Origin of the sequence: Exobacillus caeni (assembly GCF_005747095.1) — a bacterium.
GTDB classification, from domain to species: domain Bacteria; phylum Bacillota; class Bacilli; order Bacillales; family Guptibacillaceae; genus Exobacillus; species Exobacillus caeni.
In genome coordinates this window covers 62,183-80,128 of record NZ_SWLG01000007.1, presented here as the reverse complement: position 1 = coordinate 80,128, position 17,946 = coordinate 62,183, and the positions used below count along the sequence as shown (strand labels likewise).

Annotated in this window: 26 protein-coding genes and 1 riboswitch; of the genes, 22 read left to right on the top strand and 4 right to left on the bottom strand. The window is 38.3% G+C overall.

Annotation, left to right across the window (positions count from 1 at the left end):
• Positions 1-9: 9 nt before the first annotated feature.
• From FCL54_RS11225 to FCL54_RS11135, 19 genes are all read left to right on the top strand, one after another.
• Positions 10-528: an RNA polymerase sigma factor gene (locus FCL54_RS11225; protein ID WP_246055220.1), complete on the top strand. Its 519-nt coding sequence runs from the start codon at positions 10-12 to the stop codon at positions 526-528.
• Positions 529-775: 247 nt separating this feature from the next.
• Positions 776-839: riboswitch (Fluoride riboswitch) on the top strand.
• Positions 840-894: 55 nt separating this feature from the next.
• Positions 895-1,269: a fluoride efflux transporter FluC gene (locus FCL54_RS11220; RefSeq protein ID WP_138126429.1), complete on the top strand. Its 375-nt coding sequence runs from the start codon at positions 895-897 to the stop codon at positions 1,267-1,269.
• Positions 1,269-1,631, top strand: coding sequence for a fluoride efflux transporter FluC (locus FCL54_RS11215; protein ID WP_138126427.1), 363 nt, complete (start codon positions 1,269-1,271; stop codon positions 1,629-1,631). Before FCL54_RS11220 ends, FCL54_RS11215 begins: the two co-directional genes overlap by 1 nt.
• Before the next feature lie 175 nt (positions 1,632-1,806).
• Complete coding sequence (locus FCL54_RS11210) at positions 1,807-2,925, top strand: GerAB/ArcD/ProY family transporter (protein ID WP_171016796.1); 1,119 nt, start codon at positions 1,807-1,809, stop codon at positions 2,923-2,925.
• On the top strand, positions 2,882-4,369 hold the full coding sequence (locus FCL54_RS11205; RefSeq protein ID WP_171016795.1) for a spore germination protein: 1,488 nt from the start codon (positions 2,882-2,884) through the stop codon (positions 4,367-4,369). Before FCL54_RS11210 ends, FCL54_RS11205 begins: the two co-directional genes overlap by 44 nt.
• A 1-nt stretch (position 4,370) precedes the next feature.
• Complete coding sequence (locus FCL54_RS11200; protein ID WP_171016794.1) at positions 4,371-5,561, top strand: Ger(x)C family spore germination protein; 1,191 nt, start codon at positions 4,371-4,373, stop codon at positions 5,559-5,561.
• A 278-nt stretch (positions 5,562-5,839) separates the two neighbouring features.
• The gene (locus FCL54_RS11195) at positions 5,840-6,247 is read left to right on the top strand and encodes an HIT family protein (protein WP_138126419.1); all 408 of its coding nucleotides are present in this window, start codon (positions 5,840-5,842) and stop codon (positions 6,245-6,247) included.
• Positions 6,248-6,404: 157 nt separating this feature from the next.
• Positions 6,405-6,761: a hypothetical protein gene (locus FCL54_RS11190; protein ID WP_138126417.1), complete on the top strand. Its 357-nt coding sequence runs from the start codon at positions 6,405-6,407 to the stop codon at positions 6,759-6,761.
• A 263-nt stretch (positions 6,762-7,024) separates the two neighbouring features.
• Positions 7,025-7,912 (top strand): TIGR01777 family oxidoreductase, encoded by an 888-nt coding sequence (locus FCL54_RS11185; protein WP_138126415.1) that lies wholly within the window; start codon positions 7,025-7,027, stop codon positions 7,910-7,912.
• A 22-nt stretch (positions 7,913-7,934) separates the two neighbouring features.
• A complete protein-coding gene (locus tag FCL54_RS11180) occupies positions 7,935-8,855 on the top strand; it encodes an alpha/beta hydrolase (protein WP_246055219.1) in 921 nt (306 codons plus the stop codon).
• A 111-nt stretch (positions 8,856-8,966) separates the two neighbouring features.
• Complete coding sequence (locus tag FCL54_RS11175) at positions 8,967-9,593, top strand: nucleotidyltransferase family protein (RefSeq protein WP_138126413.1); 627 nt, start codon at positions 8,967-8,969, stop codon at positions 9,591-9,593.
• 37 nt (positions 9,594-9,630) lie between these two features.
• Positions 9,631-9,942, top strand: a complete 312-nt coding sequence (locus tag FCL54_RS24400; protein ID WP_246055218.1) for a histidine phosphatase family protein — start codon at positions 9,631-9,633, stop codon at positions 9,940-9,942.
• A gap of 74 nt (positions 9,943-10,016) precedes the next feature.
• A complete protein-coding gene (locus FCL54_RS24395) occupies positions 10,017-10,205 on the top strand; it encodes a hypothetical protein (RefSeq protein ID WP_246055217.1) in 189 nt (62 codons plus the stop codon).
• 55 nt (positions 10,206-10,260) lie between these two features.
• Positions 10,261-10,680 (top strand): SRPBCC family protein, encoded by a 420-nt coding sequence (locus FCL54_RS11165; protein WP_138126411.1) that lies wholly within the window; start codon positions 10,261-10,263, stop codon positions 10,678-10,680.
• Between the two features lie 233 nt (positions 10,681-10,913).
• Complete coding sequence (locus FCL54_RS11160; RefSeq protein ID WP_138126409.1) at positions 10,914-11,117, top strand: transcription initiation factor TFIIIB; 204 nt, start codon at positions 10,914-10,916, stop codon at positions 11,115-11,117.
• Between the two features lie 256 nt (positions 11,118-11,373).
• Complete coding sequence (locus FCL54_RS11150) at positions 11,374-11,676, top strand: hypothetical protein (RefSeq protein WP_138126405.1); 303 nt, start codon at positions 11,374-11,376, stop codon at positions 11,674-11,676.
• A 66-nt stretch (positions 11,677-11,742) separates the two neighbouring features.
• The gene (locus tag FCL54_RS11145; protein WP_138126403.1) at positions 11,743-12,210 is read left to right on the top strand and encodes an NUDIX hydrolase; all 468 of its coding nucleotides are present in this window, start codon (positions 11,743-11,745) and stop codon (positions 12,208-12,210) included.
• 70 nt (positions 12,211-12,280) lie between these two features.
• A complete protein-coding gene (locus FCL54_RS11140; RefSeq protein ID WP_138126401.1) occupies positions 12,281-12,841 on the top strand; it encodes an AAA family ATPase in 561 nt (186 codons plus the stop codon).
• 91 nt (positions 12,842-12,932) lie between these two features.
• The gene (locus FCL54_RS11135; RefSeq protein ID WP_138126399.1) at positions 12,933-13,322 is read left to right on the top strand and encodes a VOC family protein; all 390 of its coding nucleotides are present in this window, start codon (positions 12,933-12,935) and stop codon (positions 13,320-13,322) included.
• Between the two features lie 108 nt (positions 13,323-13,430).
• On the opposite strand, the gene FCL54_RS11130 is transcribed toward FCL54_RS11135, so the two are convergent.
• Positions 13,431-14,534 (bottom strand): mechanosensitive ion channel family protein, encoded by a 1,104-nt coding sequence (locus FCL54_RS11130; protein WP_138126398.1) that lies wholly within the window; start codon positions 14,532-14,534, stop codon positions 13,431-13,433.
• A 69-nt stretch (positions 14,535-14,603) separates the two neighbouring features.
• Positions 14,604-14,837 (bottom strand): hypothetical protein, encoded by a 234-nt coding sequence (locus FCL54_RS11125; RefSeq protein ID WP_138126396.1) that lies wholly within the window; start codon positions 14,835-14,837, stop codon positions 14,604-14,606.
• Between the two features lie 357 nt (positions 14,838-15,194).
• On the opposite strand from FCL54_RS11125, the gene FCL54_RS11120 reads away from it, so the two are divergent.
• The 3 genes from FCL54_RS11120 to corA all read left to right on the top strand — a co-directional run bounded on the left by FCL54_RS11120 (position 15,195) and on the right by corA (position 16,656).
• The gene (locus tag FCL54_RS11120; protein ID WP_138126394.1) at positions 15,195-15,401 is read left to right on the top strand and encodes a hypothetical protein; all 207 of its coding nucleotides are present in this window, start codon (positions 15,195-15,197) and stop codon (positions 15,399-15,401) included.
• The gene (locus FCL54_RS23980; RefSeq protein ID WP_171016793.1) at positions 15,398-15,562 is read left to right on the top strand and encodes a hypothetical protein; all 165 of its coding nucleotides are present in this window, start codon (positions 15,398-15,400) and stop codon (positions 15,560-15,562) included. Before FCL54_RS11120 ends, FCL54_RS23980 begins: the two co-directional genes overlap by 4 nt.
• A 140-nt stretch (positions 15,563-15,702) precedes the next feature.
• On the top strand, positions 15,703-16,656 hold the full coding sequence (gene corA / locus FCL54_RS11115; RefSeq protein ID WP_138126392.1) for a magnesium/cobalt transporter CorA: 954 nt from the start codon (positions 15,703-15,705) through the stop codon (positions 16,654-16,656).
• Between the two features lie 268 nt (positions 16,657-16,924).
• Here the strand turns inward: corA and FCL54_RS11110 are convergent, their stop codons facing one another.
• Positions 16,925-17,365 (bottom strand): cell wall hydrolase, encoded by a 441-nt coding sequence (locus FCL54_RS11110; RefSeq protein ID WP_138126390.1) that lies wholly within the window; start codon positions 17,363-17,365, stop codon positions 16,925-16,927.
• A gap of 144 nt (positions 17,366-17,509) precedes the next feature.
• Positions 17,510-17,932: an HIT family protein gene (locus tag FCL54_RS11105; RefSeq protein ID WP_138126388.1), complete on the bottom strand. Its 423-nt coding sequence runs from the start codon at positions 17,930-17,932 to the stop codon at positions 17,510-17,512.
• Positions 17,933-17,946: the final 14 nt, after the last annotated feature.

Genomic DNA, 17,946 nt, shown 5'->3' with positions numbered 1-17,946 from the left:
AGAGGAAATATGGAGAGCAGGATCAATTTTTCCGAAATATACTCGCAATTTAACAAACGGCTTTTCTCTATCTGCTATTCCATCATCAGAGACAATCACCTTGCAGAAGATGCAGTTCAGGAAACATTTATCAAGGCATTCAAGAACGTGAAAACAATTGAAGAAGAATGTAAAATCTGTGCTTGGTTATCTTCTATTGCAACAAGAACAGCAATCGATATCTTACGGCGAGAGAAGAGAAAAAGAGGAATCGTCATGGAGCACGAAATGCTGGAATTCCTGGGAATAGAAATGATCCACAACGTCGAACAGGAAGCGGAAGCAGAATTGCTTAAGGAACAAATTGAAGAAAATCTTAAGAGGCTAAAAGCAGAACATCAGGAAGTTTTGATCCTTAAAATTAGAAAAGGATTAAAAGAAGATGAAATAGCGAAGGTCCTTCAGCTTAACCCTCGAACAGTTAAATCAAGGTTTTACAGAGCTCGAAAACAGCTCAAGCTTCTCTACCAGGAACAGAATACAGCTTGAGCTAGTATGATTAGAAAGCAGCAATAATGGACCAAAATAGTTTAGCCAAAGGAAAATCCGAGCGATGGTTTAAAATTCTTTCACCAGAATTGAAATCAGCTCGGATTTTTTTATTAATTATTGTTCCTTATTAATCGACTATCATTTATCATTAAAACGATACCAGGAAAGCGGTATTACATAACTCGACCAGGTCAGTTTTTATTGAAGAAGCAATTATAGGGTGATATGATTAAATTACCTGGCAAGCAATATAGGTGATGGGGTTCACCTTTAACCGCCGAAGAATGGCTAATGACTCCTGCTGAGGACATAGGGATTCTTATGTCTTCAGCAGGAGTTTTTATGTGTAAAAGGAGGAAAAATATGGTTTATATCTATGTTGGGATTGCTGGAGCATTGGGAGCAATATTAAGATATTTAATTGGGATTTCATTATTAACGAATAGCACGTTTCCCTGGGCAACGTTAGTTACGAACTTAGCTGGAAGTTTTTTATTGGCCTGGTTGACCACTACGTTATTTAAAAAAATTCCCGTTTCACCAGTAGTGGCAAGTTCAATAGGAACAGGATTCGTTGGCTCATTTACAACTTTTTCGACTTTAAGTGTAGAAACCGTTGAGCTGTTTAAAGATGATCATTTGTTATTAGGGATCGCTTATGTTCTTGTAAGTATTGCCGGAGGAATCTTCATGAGCCGGTTAGGGTTTAAAGTGAATAAGGAGGTTGAGAAGGCATAATGTTTATTCACTTAGTATTAGTCGGTATTGGCGGTTTTGCCGGAGCGATTTCCCGGTTTGCTCTTAGCAAATCTTTAAACAAAGCCTCTTATTCTCTGCCTATTGGAACACTTATTGTAAATTTGTTAGGGTCATTCCTATTAGGGATTATAACCGGGGCGAAATCTGATGAAATGATCGCTTTACTTTTCGGAACCGGGTTTATGGGAGCATTCACAACATTTTCCACTCTAAAACTAGAGATGATACAAATTCATTTAAAAAAGTATAGAAGAGATTTTATTTTATATACCACAGTCACTTATGCTGGCGGTATCTCTCTTGCATTCTTAGGATATGAAATTGGGAACAGGTTTTTATAATTTAGTTATAGGTGCGTTTCTCCAGGCAGGAGACCGCACCTTTCTTATTGAAGGCGTGCCCAGGACGAACATTAACTACGGAAATTAGTTTTAAACGGAAGCATTAAAGAATAAAAGATAAATGTCGGTAAAAGATATACATATATAACTTAATTCCCTGGTTGGTGAGTATAGTTTGAATTATAATGCCTTACACACAAAAGAAGTTTTTTTTATCCTGGTATTATCAACAGGATTGTTTAACCATGTCACTATTATTCCGATGTTATTGGAGTCAGCTGCCAGAGATTCCTGGCTGAGTGTCATAGTCTCTGTCATCCCATATTCGATATTTCTTTTGATTGTTTATTACATTGCACACAATACAAGACAGGAGAATATCTCTGCATGGTTAAAGGAAAAGTACGGCGCTTTCGCAGCGGGGATTATTATCGTTCCATTGTTGATCATATTATTTATCCATGCAGCACTGACCCTCATCGACACCTCCATTTGGGCAGGGATATATTATCTTCCTAGAATACCTAATCCGATTATCTCTGCGATCCTGGTTATTTCATGCTATTGGATTTCGACCAGAAAGCTTAAGGAACTAGCGGTCATGTCAACCATAGTGCTTCCGATGGTCGTGTTGCTTGGATTTTTTATAATGGGTGTTAACACAAACCAAAAAGAATTAGAATATTTATTCCCTGTGTTCCTGAATGGATATACGCCGTTCTTAAAAGGCATTGCTTATTCACTATCCGGTTTAACAGAAATCTATGTCATCATCTTGCTTCAACACTGTATTAAAGCGAAAGTTAAATTAAAACAAATTGCCCTGCTCGGCGTGGTGTTAACTGTCTTAATATTAGGTCCTTTAACAGGTGCAATAATGGAATTTGGACCAGTAGAAGCACGGAATTTAAGTTTTCCAGCATATGAGGAATGGAAGTTGTTAAAAATAGGCGAGTTTATCTCAAGGATGGATTTTCTTGCGATGTTCCAGTGGATCAGCGGTGCTTTTTTTAGAATAGGATTGTTCATGTATATCATTAATCATTTTTTTAAGAGGGGGAAGAGTAGATTTTTACTTCCTGTTTTATATTTAGTTATCTACGGATTAACTTTTCTACAATTTAATACTTATGATCTCAACAAATTTCTGTATGTTTATTTTCTACCAGTAAGCCTAATAACGGTTTTAGCAGTTATGATCCTTTTGTTTGTACTCGTATTAATAAAGAAAAAGAGGAGTTATGACAGACTTGAGAAAACACAAAGTAAACAAACTGGGGTTGAAGGCTCATAAGAATAACGGGGTGGCCGAAAACGAAGTTCTATCTATGTTCGAACAGCTTAAGCTCGAGTTTAATAATTGCTCAGACATTATATTCACGATAAAAAAACTGAAACAAAGCTCAATTGGCGTTTCATATATAGAAAGCCTTGTGAACGTTAATTATATCGACAAGATCATTTTACCGAAGTTAGATAAAGCTGAATTGCAGTGTGAAGAAATTACAAAGTGTTTGGAGGAAGAATTTCTAACGAAAGAACTGACTGATAAGAAATCATCTGAATTGCAGTATCATCTTCTTTCTGGATATACCTTACTATTTGCAGCAGGAAAAATTTTTGCAGTTAACGTAACAAAAATACCTGGCCGAAATCCGGAAGAATCGGCAATAGAGCCGTCAATCAGAGGGCCGAGGGATGGATTTGTTGAAGATCTAAACACCAATATTGCCCTTATTCGAAAGCGTTTTAAATCGAACCAGTTAAGAGTGGAAAAGTATATTGTCGGTAAAAGAAGTAATACGACGATGGCCTTGTTATATGTGGAAGATATTATAAACAAAGACCTGTTAAAGACAGTTAAAAAGAAGATAGATAAGCTGGATGTCGATATCGTCAGCAGTGTCCAGCAGATAGACAAGTTACTTTCCGATCAGCCGCATGCGTTAACTTCTACCTCAGATAACTCGGGAAGGCCAGACTTTGTTCTTGAAGCTTTAAATCAGGGAAGATTTGCCCTGATAATCGATGGTCAGCCGATGGTTTCGATCGCCCCTGTGCATCTCGTAAATCTCATTAAATCACCCGAAGATTTAAATCAAAATTATTTATATGTCTCCTTCGAAAGAATACTTCGTTTAGTATCACTCTTTATATCTATTCTATTACCCGGGTTTTGGGTTGCGTTGACTTCCCATAACGTTGACCAAATCCCTTTTCTGTTGGTCGCGACCATCAGTGTTTCCCGGATCGGCATCCCCCTGTCTACTTCGATGGAAATGTTCATTATGTTGTTTTTATTTGAACTGTTCCATGAGGCTGGGATGAGGCTGCCACGGTCTGTCGGACAGACCGTATCTGTTCTTGGCGGATTGATTGTTGGGGATGCAGCTATTAGGTCAGGGTTGACCTCACCCTCTATGCTTGTAGTTGGAGGGATTGTCTTTGTGAGTGGGTATACGCTTGTAAATCCTGCTCTTAGTGGCACTGCAACCCTCTTACGAATTTTCATCTTGTTTTTAGGCACGTTTTTTGGGATTTTTGGAGTCGTGTTGGGAGTACTTTTGACGATAGCCTATTTTTCCAGCCTGACTTCGTTTGGAATTCCTTACTTAGGTTTTTCCGATCCCTTCAGGCTGTCTAAGTTAGCTAAAACTGTTTTTAGGATGCCATGGAACTCTCTTTCCGGAAGAGATCCAACATTGCAGCCAGATGACACTACTCGTAAGGAGAAATAGTATGCGGAAGTTAAGGATAATTGTGTTGGTTATGTTGTTGTTTATTCTAAGTAGCTGCGGTGGAGCTGAGAACATTCAAGAGTTGACCTATGTCGTTGCAATCGGAGTTGATTATGATGAAGAAGCAAAACAGTATTTAATCTACACGATGGCCCTTGATTTTTCAGGAGTAGCAAAACAGGAAGGGCAGAAACAATCACAGTCTGTTCCGATCTGGATTGGTAAAGCCAAGGGACACACTGTAAGCGAAGCAATATCTGGCTTACAAAAATCCACCCAGCCAAAGCTGTACTTAAAACATGTTAAAACCTTTTTGTTTTCAGAAAAAGTATTACAAACGAAGTTGTCCGATGTCCTCGGGGATATTGGAAGATTAGATTTCTTCCGTCAATCTGATTATCTTTTCGGTACAGATTCTTCCATCGAAGACATTTTTTCAACACGTGCCCTTTTTGATTTTCCTCCCAATTATTCGATTTTATTAAAGCCATTAGGAGAGGAAACAGAAAATTATCTTAAACATATTCCTTACAGAGAATTTATATCACGATTTTATGAACCGGTGGGAGCATCCTATATTCCCGCGATCGGAGTTAAAAAAAGCTGGGAAAAGAACCGTTCAAAATATCCGGGTTTAACGATAAAAGGAGCTTATTTTTATGAAGACCAGGGATTCACTGGCTATAAATCTATTCGAAGTATTAAAGGGATCAGATGGAGTGAAAAAGAGGAGATGGAAAATACTTATACACTCGGAGACAAAGAAAAACCGCATACTGTTGTAAAAATCACTACTTCAGATCTTAAAGTTAAAGTGAGAAAAAATAAAGACAAGCCGGTCTTTGATCTGTTCATTAAAGGAGAAGCAGATATTTTAGAAAGTCTTCAAAAAGTATCAGAATCAAAGATTCAAGAAGACCTGGAAAAAACGATCAAGGAAGAAATTGATGGTACCTTTAAAGAAGGGCTGGCTATTAAAACTGATGTATTAAGAATAGGTACGAAATGGTTTAGGAACAACAAAAATGAGTATCTAGCTTTTAGAGAGAGACATCAATTAGAACCTTTTTATCTTGATGAGAATTCAATAAGAAATATTCGGGTGAAAGTGAAGTTGCATTCCACTTACAATTATAAACTGAAGACCAGAACAAATATATGGGATATGAAATCAATATACATGAGGGATTAAAACAGCCACGTCAAGTATTTGAAGCGCCGGAGCAAACTAATAAACAGCAAAGGCTTTGTTTTTGGTGAAAGAAAATTTATAGGTTGTTCCTCCACTAATTGCAGTTTTGGTTTTGAAGTGCCAAAACTGAGGGGTTAGCGTGCCTTGCCAATCATTAGCTGCACTTCAAAACGGCCCTTTGATACTAGTCCGGCTGTTTTTTTGTTGAAACTTTAAACCTTTGGAAACGTAAAGGATGATAAAATCAGAATAATTTTAAATGTGAAGGGAGTTTTTACATGGCATACGAAGAAAGTTGCCCTTTTTGCAACCCCCATCAAGACCCGGAACAAAATATTGTCTTTGAAAATGAAAGCTGCTATTTTTTACAGCATAACGATCAACAGGATGTACTGGAAGGATGCGGCGTTATTGTTCCTAAAAAACATCATGCAAACGCGTTCGAATTAACAAGGGAAGAATGGAACGATACATATGAGCTCTTGCAAAAAGCAAAAGAATATCTGGATGAAAAGTTCTCTCCCGATGGTTACACGCTTGGCTGGAATGTTGGAGAAGTTTCGAACCAATTTATCTTTCACAGCCACTTCCACATCATCCCACGGTATAATGACGAGCCTCTTGCTGGAAAAGGCTTTCGTTACTGGCTGAAGCAGCCGGAGAACAAAAGGGAAAAGCTAAAATAGTCGAGCTTTATCGTCTCGAGTACATACCAAATTAAATAGCTGAACGGGAGTGTTTATGAGAGGAGTTTTCATGAAAATAGCGAATGTACCAATCACCTGTTTTATTATATAGGCCAAACGATGTTGAACATTATCCAGGAACGGCAGGGGATATAGGATGAAGAAATTCAAGCAAGTTTATCTTTCCGACAGCAATATCGTTTACCTATCATTGTTATTTATCATGTCTGTTATCATTAATCGATCATACTCTGGAATTATTGCCTTATTTTTTTCCACTGCTTTCTTTGTGTTCTTTCTTAGTTTCATCAAACAATTTGTCAAAGCAATCTGGTTAAGAGGAATGATAGGAATCGCAGGTTTCTGGATGGTAGTTTTATTTCTTAACTTCTATGTTATTGAGGGGCAAGAAAAAACCCCATACATGTACCTGATATTGTGCTCGGTTATTTTATTGATTGGCCTAATAATCGAAACAAAAAAAGAGGTAGCAAATAATAGTGAGTCCCAGTAAGTATGGAGAGGGGGACCAGAAGATGCCGCTATATGCGGTCATCTTCCCATCTCCTCTCATAACTCGCCATGTTCTTTTCTTCATTTACAGAATCCTCAGTAACACCTTTCATTTGTTGAGTTTGATATTCCTTTTTTTTTTAGTAATGAATTAATAGGAAAACTTTGTTAAAATATAAGTATGTGAATCATTTCACAATAAAGGAACTTTCAGTAATGGAATAAGCTTTTTCTTTGGTGAAAAACAGAAATTGAGGTGATACGGTGGAAAAGAAAGTAGTCCTTGCCGGCGGAACTGGCTTTATTGGGAACTATTTTAAAGAAAAACTTAGAAGTCTTGGTTATGAAGTAAAGATCATCTCAAGAAAGCCTCCCCATATCACATGGGATAATCAGCCAGAGATCATAAAGGCTCTGGAAAATGCAGAAATGTTGATCAACCTTGCTGGGAAATCTGTTAACTGCCGCTATAATGCTGAGAACAAAAAAGAAATACTCCAATCTAGAACAGAGACAACTGAAATCCTGGGGAATGCGATAAAGGAATGCCATAACCCGCTAGGCCTATGGATTAATTCCAGTACAGCAACGATTTACCGGCATGCGGAAGACAGGCCTATGACAGAGATGGACGGTGAAATCGGAACAGGATTCTCTGTTGATGTAGCTAAAGAATGGGAGCGCTCCTTTTTCAACTTTAACCTTCTTCAAACGAGACAGGCAGCACTCAGGATAGCCATTGTTCTCGGTGATGAGGGAGGCGTAATGACGCCGTACAAAAACCTGGTGAAGTTTGGCCTGGGAGGTGTCCAGGGCTCAGGCGACCAGAAGTTTAGTTGGATCCATATAGAGGATTTGTTCAATATTGTACTCTTCTTAAAAGATAGAGAAGAGCTTAGTGGAGTGTTCAATTGCTCTGCGATAAATCCGATAACAAACCGTGAACTGATGGAACATCTTCGGAACTCTCTTAACAGAAAAATTGGCCTGCCGTCACCTGCATGGATGCTTGAGCTAGGAGCATTCTTCATCAGGACTGAGACAGAATTAATTTTGAAAAGCCGATGGGTAATCCCGGAAAGGTTAGAAAGAGAAGGCTTTACTTTCAAATACGGCACCATAGACAAAGCGCTTCAGCAAATCGTAACGTAAAAAATAAAAAGGGGAATATTAAATGATGGATGGAAAGCTAGTAAATGTAAGAGGCAAAAATCTTTATGTGGAAGTCTATGGTTCAGAAAAAAATCCGCCAGTGCTTTATTTGCATGGAGGGCCCGGGGAAAGCTGTTTTGATTTTACATACCACCAGAAAAATAGATTGAAAGATGACTTGTTTGTAATCGCGATTGATCAGAGAGGTGTTTGCCGTTCTGAGGCCATAGAAGAAGGTGAAGCATTCGGCTTAATGGACCTTGTGGAAGATTGCGAAGCACTTCGAAAATATTTTAACCTTGAAATGTGGTCTTTGATCGGCCATTCATTTGGAGGTTATTTATCCTTGCTATATGCAGCAACATATCCCGATTCCATCGATAGAGTGATCTTTGAGTGTCCGACGTTTGATTTTGAGTTAACCTCAAGATTTCTTTTAAAGAAAACTGCAAAGGTTGCAAAGAAATATGGACAGGAAGAGCTTGCGGAAAGGTGTCTTGCACTGACAGCTAATCCTGATAAAACAATTCAACAACTCACAGAAGAGTACATGGATCTTAGCGATGAGCTCGGGGAAAACAGAATGGAAATCTACCGTTATAATAATGATAATCCGACAGACTATTATTCTGCCTACACTGATGAAGAGTGGGAAGAATTTTATGACAGATCAGAAATCCATTACAACATCCTTCGCGAAGAGGGGAAACTTTTTGAGTCATTGCTCCCGTTGCTTTCAAAAGTGAAGAACCCGATGATGCTGATGACCTCTGACCATGATGCGGCTACTTGCGAAAAACACATCGAAGCGTTCGAGAAAGACGCAGAGAACGGCACGATCTATCACTTTGAAAACTGCGGGCATACCCCTCATTATGAAGATGCAGATCATTTTAAGCGGATTGTAGTAGAATACTTAAAAGTGAAAACTGTGGTTAAGTAAAAGTTCAGATTCTGGCGGCAATTCCTAACTGAAGGAGTTGTCGTCTTTTTTTACGGTGTTGAAGGAGAACAGGAGATTGTTAGGGAATCTTATTAACCGAGGTGATCACAAATGGATCAAGGCTGGAGAAGTGCATTAGGTATCGTTTGTCACAGATATTTTCGATCGGATGAAAACATAGAATGGATGTTAGTCGGCTCAGCGGGATCAGTTTTGCAGGGATGCGAAATGGATCCAGGAGATGTAGACATTTATGTCAAGCGTAAAGAGGATGTTTCACGATTTGCAGAGCTGCTAAGCGAGTTTTCCCTGCCAAATCAAGATAATCAAACGAACAGTAACGATTGGTACTCTACTAAGGGAGAGGCTGTCTTCCATCAAACATTTCCGTCAGGCTTTTCCTGGTCCAAAGCGAGGTGGAATATAAACGGCTGTGATGTGGAAGTTGTCCATATTTCAAACGCGGCTGGAATTCCTGACTCTTTGACAGGCGATGGAATATGGGAGGGAGGTCAGTATATATGGAGCCACTTTAAAGAAGTAAAGGCTGGGGAATATACCATTCCTGCTGTTCCACTTGAAATCCAGTTAGAATCGAATCTTAGACGAAAACGGGGAGACCGTGTTGAAGCAATTTTAAATGCTTTAAAGACTAATGGTTATGACAGGGAGTTAATAACAAAGGCTCTTTCTACACAAAACCTGGCTAAGTTTAACAAGGAAATGCAAACAATATAAAATCTGTAAGTAAAAAGTACAGGGAGGGTTATGAAGGTTGGATTTCTTATTTATCAGGCATGGGCAGTGCGAACATACCATAAACACACCTGAAAGCTTACATATTACAGACCCTGAGTTAACCAGGAACAGGATTACGCAAGCTAAAGCGCTAATAGAAAAGTTTCCTCTAAAAGAAACAGATATGGTGGTTTTCAGCCCTGTTAGAAGGACTTTGCAAACCGCAGCAATTTGGACGGATAATACGAAATGCAAGAAAATCGTTAGTCCGTTAGTAGCCCCTAGAATGTTTCCGCGAACCCTGAATGGAAAATCCTCCCACGCGATAAAATATTGCCTGTGGCCGTGATTGAAGAAGATTTCCCGGGTTTCATAATCGATGTTGATTCCTCGACCGAATTATGGAACACTGGGATAAATATGATGCCTGAAAAAGAATTTAAACTTTTAGCAATAAACTTCCTGGAATGGTGTAAAGAACAAGATTTAAAGAGAATATACATCGTTTCCCACGATGGGACAATTACTTCATATAGACAACTTATTACTGATAAGGAGTTATCAAGAGAAGATTTTCCGGGTGAGACAGAATGGTGTAAAATAAGTTGTTAACAATAACCATTCGCTTATGGTTAACTAAGATTTATACCAAAAAGGAGAAGGATTTATGGAACCGTTAAAAGATATTAAGCAAACAGTGATTCTGAAAGCACCCATACAAGAAGTTTGGAAAACAGTATCGACGTCTGAAGGGATTAGCTCATGGTTCATGCCCAATGATTTTAAACCGCAAGTTGGACATGAATTTCATTTGCAATCACCGTTCGGTCCATCTCCATGCAAGGTACTGGAGGTTGATGAACCGAACAAAATCTCCTTTTCATGGGATACAGATGGCTGGGTGGTTTCTTTTCTTTTAAAAGAGTTGGACGAAAAAACAGAGTTTACACTAATTCATGGAGGCTGGCAATCCCCGGAAACAATTCTCCCTAAACCTAATCAGAAAAGCGCTGTTATTCATGACCAAATGGCAAAAGGATGGGTAGGAATTGTTAATGAACGACTTCCCAGGGGTGTGGAAGAATAAATACCAGAGGCAAAATTATTAGCATAATAGTCTATTCTTAATCTAAATAAAATATAGAATTACTCCCGGAGCGTTTCTTTTTATAGGAACGCTTATTTTTTTGAAAATACTTCATCCAGGATATCTCCAATAACGGTGAAACCTTTTTTCACCAGAATCGTTTTTATTAGTAAAGGTTATTTAAATAAACTTTAAAAGACTGGTGTTTAATTAAAATTAAAAGGAGCCTTCTGATGAATCGACCTTTCAAAACAACAGAATGTCCCAAGTGTGGCAGCCAAGATCTGGGGAAGGGCAAGCAGAATGCATACGGGTTTATGTATCCTGCAAACAAAGTTAGCATGGGTTCAGAAATTGAATACCTCATTTGCACAGCTTGTGGCTTCATCATCGAAAGCTACGTAAAAAAACCAGAGAAGTTTAAAGGTACGCTTTAACATGGTAGTTTTAAGAATAATATTAGGGATTTTTCTTTGTCTGCTGGGATTCATGATCGTCAGCATATCGATTGATCAGCTTGGTGATATAGGTAACTTTATTAGGTTAGTAATAGGAAATTGCCTGGTGTTCTGGGGGGCAAACCAGTTCCTGATAATAAATGCAAATCGAAAACCTGGGGAGCGTAAATAGAAGGCTATTATTTGTTGATAAGAAATGATTTTGAACAAAGTGAGAGACTTTATGGGGGAGAATATGAAAAAGTTACTATTAGTAGGCTCGATTATTCTGCTAGTATTAGTGGTATTTTCCTTTGGGCCTTATAATATATATAACGAGTTTAATGAAGCAAAGGCTCTTAAACAATTTATTTCAGAAGATAAAACGTTCAAAGGGCTGGAAGTTATCGACATAGATTATCGTGGTTCCGACACCTATTTTATCCAGACAAAAGATGGTGGACAAAGAAGGAATTTTATCGTTATGAACTACCAATCTTCTGTTATGAATGGCCATTGGAAGGTCTTTGAAGAAACTTCAAAAGGAAACTATTATTAAACAAAAGGATAGAGAGTTAAAGATGGAAGTTTTACCGAGAGATATTTTATCCGAAAGGAAGTCAATATGGATTACATACAACATTTAAGAGCTATGGTTGGTACTGAAAAAGTGATTATGGTTGTTTCGGGTGCAGTTGTTTTTGATGAAGAAAATCGAGTTCTTATGCAAAAACGCTCTGATAATCATCAATGGGGATTTCCCGGTGGATTTATGGATCTGGGGGAAAGTGTCCAAGATACAGCCAGGAGGGAAGTGTATGAAGAGACTGGACTTTTGCTTGAAGAACTTGAATTATTCGGTATATACTCGGGGGCTCAATATGACAAAACGTTTTCCAATGGAGATCAGGTGTCATTAGTGCAGGTCTTATTTACTTGCAAAAATTACGGGGGAGAATTAGTTCAAAGTAATGAAGAGTCATTACAAAATGAGTTCTTTCCATTAGACAAGCTACCAGACAACATATTCACAGAGCATAGGGTTTTCATTAATGATTTAATATCGAACAAGAAACCTCCTATCGTTGGGTGATTGGTTTTAATGACTAAGAGAATGCCTCAATCATGTTAGGAGTTATTAAAAGTACTTAAGGAGTTGCTTCATGAAAAGGGTAGTGATTATCACAGTTGGAAAAACGCATAGCGGAAAAACGACTTTCGCTAGATCTTTAGAACAACAGTTGAAAAATTCTCTTGTGGTCGACCAGGATAACCATGCTGAATTTATAAACACTTATTATAAAACCCTCTTACCAAAACAAGGACCTAACACGCTCAAATATGCTATCTCAAAACTAATTATGGATTATGCCATAGAAAACACTGATTATCACCTTATTATTTGTAACTCAAATAGAAGTCGAAAAGGTCGAATGTCTTTACTTGAAAAATTGTTTGATCAAAATAAATTTATACGCATCCTGGTCCATTTTGATATCCCAGATGATGTGCTGCATGCGCGAGTGACTCAAAGTAAACGTAACACAAATATTTTTAGGAGCGCTTCTACCTTTGATGAAGTGCTTACCAGGCAACAGGCAGAAACTCTAAAAGAAGACGTGACAGACCCGGTAGAAGGAGAAGCTGATCATTTATTTGTGATTAAAGACAATGAGGAAGCTAATTCTGTGATTCAAAGAATTGTAGATATTGCTACAGATTAATCATCATGTATTCAAAAATCGTTTATAACCTGTAGGAAGCGGAGATCTAACGACTAAGGAAAAAATTAACGAAGTGAAGGAAGTGAATGTTTTGATCAAATATAAATGTCTCCATCACGTTAGTCTTACTGTTACTGACCTGGAAAGAGCCAAAGAGTTTTACGGAGAAAAGTTATGTTTAAAGGAAATATCACGCCCGGATTTTGATTTTCCAGGGGCCTGGTATGAAATAGAGGACCAGCAACTCCACTTGATTGTCCATCCCTCTGCACAGACCATTCGCCAGGATAAAAGTTTATCCAGCAGAGAAGGGCACTTTGCTCTTAGAGTCGGGAACTACTATGACACTCTTGAATGGTTAAAACAAAATGAAGTGGAAGTCCTTGAAAAACCATACGGAAAAAGTGGTTTTGCACAAATCTTCTGCGCCGACCCGGATGGTAATTTGATTGAATTGAATGTTGATCAAAGAGATCTATGATGATTGTTGATCGGTTTAGAGTGGTTATTTTGAAAAGTCAGTGTAAGAACAAACGAAAAGTAATGACAGTTAAATTTATATAAAGAAAGAGACCGGATAAATCCGACCTCATTGCTCGTCTCGTTCCATTGAAGCTGCAGCCTGTGTAAAAGATTCTGTTTGCGGGGATACATACAACGTTCTACTAGGAAACGCCACTGAAACACCTTCTTCTTCTAAAATATCCATAATCTTAAAATTGATCTCTTCTTTGACTTTTAAGAACTCTGCCCAAACGGTTGTTTTGGTGAAGAAATACAAGAAAATGTCCAGGCTGCTGTCATTGTATTTATCAAACGTGGCAAAAATGGTGTCCTTGTGAATGGCTTCATGGTTTCTCAATAAGTAATCAATCTTTCTTGTCACTCTCTCGATCTTTTCTTTAGGTGTATCATAAGTAAGGCCAAGGTTAAACGTGATACGTCTCTTGCCCATTTTGCTCCAGTTGGTTATCGATTCGTTCGCAAGCGTTGCGTTTGGAACCGTTACGACAGCTTGATCAAAGGTCCTGACCCTGGTGCTTCGAAAGTTAATATCTTCTACTGTGCCTTCTACACTTGGGGTCATGATCCATTCTCCGATCGAAAAAGGCTTTTCGGTGATGATAACGATCCCGCCGAACAAATTTGCAAGGGCATCTTTCGCAGCAAGTGCAAAGGCAAGTCCTCCCAGTCCAAGCCCTGCAACAAATCCGTTTACGTCATAATCGAATTCTTGCGCAATAATACTAAAACTGATCGCAATAATAATGAATCGCAGCGCTTTTGAGAAAAAAGGAATCAGTATCTGGTCAATCTTAATATTAAACCGCTCATTTACTTTTGTAAAAAGAAGGGAAGAGCTGGATGAAAGATTATAAAGTCCCCAGGTAATAATGATGATCACAGCTGATCGTACAAGGTTTAAAAACAAGGGGTTCTTTTGCTCCATAAAAGGAAAATACTTAGCTGATACATAAATTCCTATTATTAAAAACAGCCAGCGGATTGGCTTTTCAAACGCCAGGCAGATATATGTGAAAAACTCAGTCGGCGTTTTGTTGCTCAACCTCAGGATTAACTGAAAAATATATTTTGTAAAAAGCTTTCGAAAAACAAGGAAAAGCAAAAAGATCCCAATCGAAATACCCAGGTTTTTCAATGTTTCATAAGAAGAAATAAATTCCCATGTCATAAAATTTGTCTTTCTCCTTTACTTTAAATTTCCACTCGATTATAACACAGACTTCGAAGGCTAATTTTACTATTTAGGGATATACATAACCATTTTAAGTATAGGCTCTATTCGCATACTTTGTTGTTTAATAAGCTTCATATTAGAGATGGACTGCGACGCAATTGCAGCATTGATTTCCACTCCGGGCAGTTCGCTTTCCGCGGGCAACGCTTCAGCTTCCTCGTCAGCAAAAACCGCTTCCTGCGGGATCTTCAGCTGTTGCTTTTCCCGCTGGAGTCGACTGCCCTCTGCTCCAATCAACTGAAGTGTTTGATAGTTAATACTTGAATAAAAACTACAAAGCCAATCTTAGCGAAGGAAATACACGTAGACTCCTGCGGGACAGCGAAGACGTTGAGACCCCACAGTGAGCGTTCTTTGCGATCGAGGAGACTCAACGCGAGCCCGCGGAAAGCGTAGTGTATTTCCGTAGCGATCAGTCGTTCGCTATGTCGCAGTTTATCGCTTTTATGCAAAAACAACAATCTTTTAGAAAAGAGCTTAAGTTTAAAATGGATTTGCTGATTCAGAATGGCTAGTTTTCTTGAAGAAGGGACTGTATTTTAAAGAAATGACAATTTTAACTATTGAGAATTCAAAGGACTGGAGGAAGTTTTTATGATTAAAAGAAGAATTCCACTGGTTTTCTGTTCTGTACTTATCATAGGTATTCTTGGAGGTTGCATTCCTCAAGAAACACAATCTCCACCAATAACGGAAAAAACGGAGGAAAAAGTAGTCCAGGATACCGGGAACAGTGAGTTTGCGACACTTCAAGAATTTAACTTGATACAAAAAGCATGTCCTATACGGAAGTGTCCATGATAATCGGAGGTATGGGAAAAGTAATGGCAGAAGAGGGCGAGAAAGGAACTCCTGGCCACAGGTTGTCTGTGGTCTGGGAGGGTGTTAACCCAGAAACCTTCATCAACGTTACGTTTCACAATGATAAGGCTGCTACCTGGATACAGGAAGGGCTTCAGTAAAGGATCAATTATTTGTAAAAGGGACTTTGCTTCTAATAAGGGTAAAGTCTTTTTGTTTTAGAAAGGCAGGTTAGTTAGTTAAGAACAAGTTATAATAGAAAATATACATATTTATTAGTGTAATAATCGAGGTGTTATCTGTGATAAGGGTTATTGGAGTAACAAATGACTATCAAATAGAAACTGATATTTCGAAAAGTAATCTAAAGTCGGGTAAATATATGTGGTATTGGGTTGATTTTAATCAACCTACTACCGAGGAAATTAGATATTTAGCAGATGGATTTCAATTCCACCCCCTTGCTATTGAAGACTGTATCCAGACGCTTCAGCGACCGAAACTGGATTATTACGAAGACCATACTTTTTTTGTCACCCATATCGTTAGGGAACAGGAAAGTGAACTGGCAAGGGAAGAATTAAACTTCTTCCTGGGAAATAACTTTGTTGTTTCGTTTCATCGCCATCCAGCGAAGGAAGTTAACGTTGTTTGGGAAAGGTTGTTGTCTCAGAAAAATGTGGAAAAGTGGGATACGTACTATGTTTTTTACCAGATATTAGATAAGGTAGTCGATAACTACTTCCCGCTGCTTTATAAAATTGAAGATAAGTTGGACCGCATTGAAGATAACAGAAAGAATGAATCGATGAACCGTTTGATGAACGATTTGTTCGATACAAGGTCTTTGCTCCTTAACCTGAGGCATACGGTCAATCCGATGCGCGACTTGCTTTACCGGATGCTAAATTCTCATCATCTTGTTGGAATAAGTGAGAAAAGGGAATATTTTTCCGATATCTATGACCATTTATTGAAGCTTTCTGAGATGGTGATGTCTAACCGGGAAGTGACAGCTGATATTCGGGATAGCTATCTCTCGTTAAATTCACACCAGACGAACAATGTTATGAAAGTATTGACCATCATTACTTCTATCTTTGCACCGTTGACATTTATTGCCGGAATCTATGGCATGAATTTTGAAAACATGCCTGAGCTGACTTGGAAGTACGGGTATTTTCTGTCCCTTGGTTTAATGGGGATTATTGGTGTAGCCATGTACCTCTGGTTCAGAAGAAAGGGCTGGTTTTAATTACAGAAAAAGTTCTCCAGTATTGCAGTATCTTTTGAAGGGTATAAAAAAATTCAGAGCAGGTCTACTCGCAGGATACGCTGTTCGGAGAAAGGATATATGCCAAAAAAATCCCCACAAGTTATATTATGTGGGTTTTTGTACCGTATAAGAAAGCATAACTTTTTAGCAAAGGAGGATGTTCAACATCGTTGGAAAGTCTAAAAGTTAGATAAACTAAACTACGCCTCCGTCTTCTCCTAACAGCTTGCCGGTCAGCGAGTCTTCTTTACCAACTATAAGCACCTTCGCAAGTGTTTGCCTCTGGTTCATAATAACAATGCTTTTTAAATTGTCCTGTGAATGGCTGGCCGTACCATTCGGGAGGGCATGCACCATAAGGATTAAAATACCAGAGGGCAAACTTGGAAGGATGCTGCCTCCAATATTCTAAGTTTTGTCTGGCTAACCTTTTCTCTGTATCTCTTGCTCTGTTATAAAAAACATTACCTTTTTGTACTGCTTCAAAAGAAAAGTTTCCTCCCTGTACCTGGAAAATCACATCCCGTATCGATCTTAAATCTTTAAAATCTAAACAATTTGCTTTTAGTCGATTTACAATCACATTACCAACCATAAGCATTCCGAGTTTCCCTTCACCTTCGGCTTCTGCCCGCATCATCCTTGCCATTAAAGCAACATCCTTATCGGTATACTTTACTCTTGGCATTTTTATCACCTCAAAAAGCATTGTATGAAAAAAGCCTACTAAAATGTGCCTTTTTTAAAAAAATATCTGATTGGACTTGTAGTATTTTTCATTACACCAAATAACAAAAACCCATCAAGTACTATAATGGGCTTCGGTAGTTATTTATTCAAATTCATTAATCGCATGGACTAGTTTTCTTTTTGTTTCTGTTAACTTTGCTTTTTCTTCAACCATGACTTCTTCATCAGAATAAAAAGTGGCGAATGATTGGTGTTCGTATCGTGGTACGACATGCATGTGATAATGCGTTAGATCATTGAAAATACCGCCGTTCTGGCAAATGGTGATTCCATCTGGATTAAATAGTTTTTTAATCGATTTTGACAGAAGCATAGAGGCTCTCATCACTGCGGTTGCAGTTTCCTCATCAAACTCTTCCACATCGTAGAAATGATTTTTTGGTAATATGAGAACATGTCCCTCATTAAACGGATCATGATCTAAAAAACAACTTATATAATCATTCTCGTATACCATATGAACCGGTTCTCTTTTATTAGAAAGATTGCACCCCAGGCATTCCATATACACACAACCTA

Excerpts from the sequence above, each read along its gene's own strand:
- FCL54_RS11225 (WP_246055220.1), top strand. The coding sequence starts at position 10 with ATGGAGAGCAGGATCAATTTTTCCGAAATATACTCGCAATTTAACAAA.
- FCL54_RS11220 (WP_138126429.1), top strand. The coding sequence starts at position 895 with ATGGTTTATATCTATGTTGGGATTGCTGGAGCATTGGGAGCAATATTA.
- FCL54_RS11215 (WP_138126427.1), top strand. The coding sequence starts at position 1,269 with ATGTTTATTCACTTAGTATTAGTCGGTATTGGCGGTTTTGCCGGAGCG.
- FCL54_RS11200 (WP_171016794.1), top strand. The coding sequence starts at position 4,371 with ATGCGGAAGTTAAGGATAATTGTGTTGGTTATGTTGTTGTTTATTCTA.
- FCL54_RS11195 (WP_138126419.1), top strand. The coding sequence starts at position 5,840 with ATGGCATACGAAGAAAGTTGCCCTTTTTGCAACCCCCATCAAGACCCG.
- FCL54_RS11190 (WP_138126417.1), top strand. The coding sequence starts at position 6,405 with ATGAAGAAATTCAAGCAAGTTTATCTTTCCGACAGCAATATCGTTTAC.
- FCL54_RS11180 (WP_246055219.1), top strand. The coding sequence starts at position 7,935 with ATGATGGATGGAAAGCTAGTAAATGTAAGAGGCAAAAATCTTTATGTG.
- FCL54_RS11175 (WP_138126413.1), top strand. The coding sequence starts at position 8,967 with ATGGATCAAGGCTGGAGAAGTGCATTAGGTATCGTTTGTCACAGATAT.
- FCL54_RS24395 (WP_246055217.1), top strand. The coding sequence starts at position 10,017 with ATGCCTGAAAAAGAATTTAAACTTTTAGCAATAAACTTCCTGGAATGG.
- FCL54_RS11165 (WP_138126411.1), top strand. The coding sequence starts at position 10,261 with ATGGAACCGTTAAAAGATATTAAGCAAACAGTGATTCTGAAAGCACCC.
- FCL54_RS11160 (WP_138126409.1), top strand. The coding sequence starts at position 10,914 with ATGAATCGACCTTTCAAAACAACAGAATGTCCCAAGTGTGGCAGCCAA.
- FCL54_RS11150 (WP_138126405.1), top strand. The coding sequence starts at position 11,374 with ATGAAAAAGTTACTATTAGTAGGCTCGATTATTCTGCTAGTATTAGTG.
- FCL54_RS11145 (WP_138126403.1), top strand. The coding sequence starts at position 11,743 with ATGGATTACATACAACATTTAAGAGCTATGGTTGGTACTGAAAAAGTG.
- FCL54_RS11140 (WP_138126401.1), top strand. The coding sequence starts at position 12,281 with ATGAAAAGGGTAGTGATTATCACAGTTGGAAAAACGCATAGCGGAAAA.
- FCL54_RS11130 (WP_138126398.1), bottom strand. The coding sequence starts at position 14,534 with ATGACATGGGAATTTATTTCTTCTTATGAAACATTGAAAAACCTGGGT.
- FCL54_RS11120 (WP_138126394.1), top strand. The coding sequence starts at position 15,195 with ATGATTAAAAGAAGAATTCCACTGGTTTTCTGTTCTGTACTTATCATA.
- FCL54_RS23980 (WP_171016793.1), top strand. The coding sequence starts at position 15,398 with ATGATAATCGGAGGTATGGGAAAAGTAATGGCAGAAGAGGGCGAGAAA.
- FCL54_RS11110 (WP_138126390.1), bottom strand. The coding sequence starts at position 17,365 with ATGCCAAGAGTAAAGTATACCGATAAGGATGTTGCTTTAATGGCAAGG.
- FCL54_RS11105 (WP_138126388.1), bottom strand. The coding sequence starts at position 17,932 with ATGGAATGCCTGGGGTGCAATCTTTCTAATAAAAGAGAACCGGTTCAT.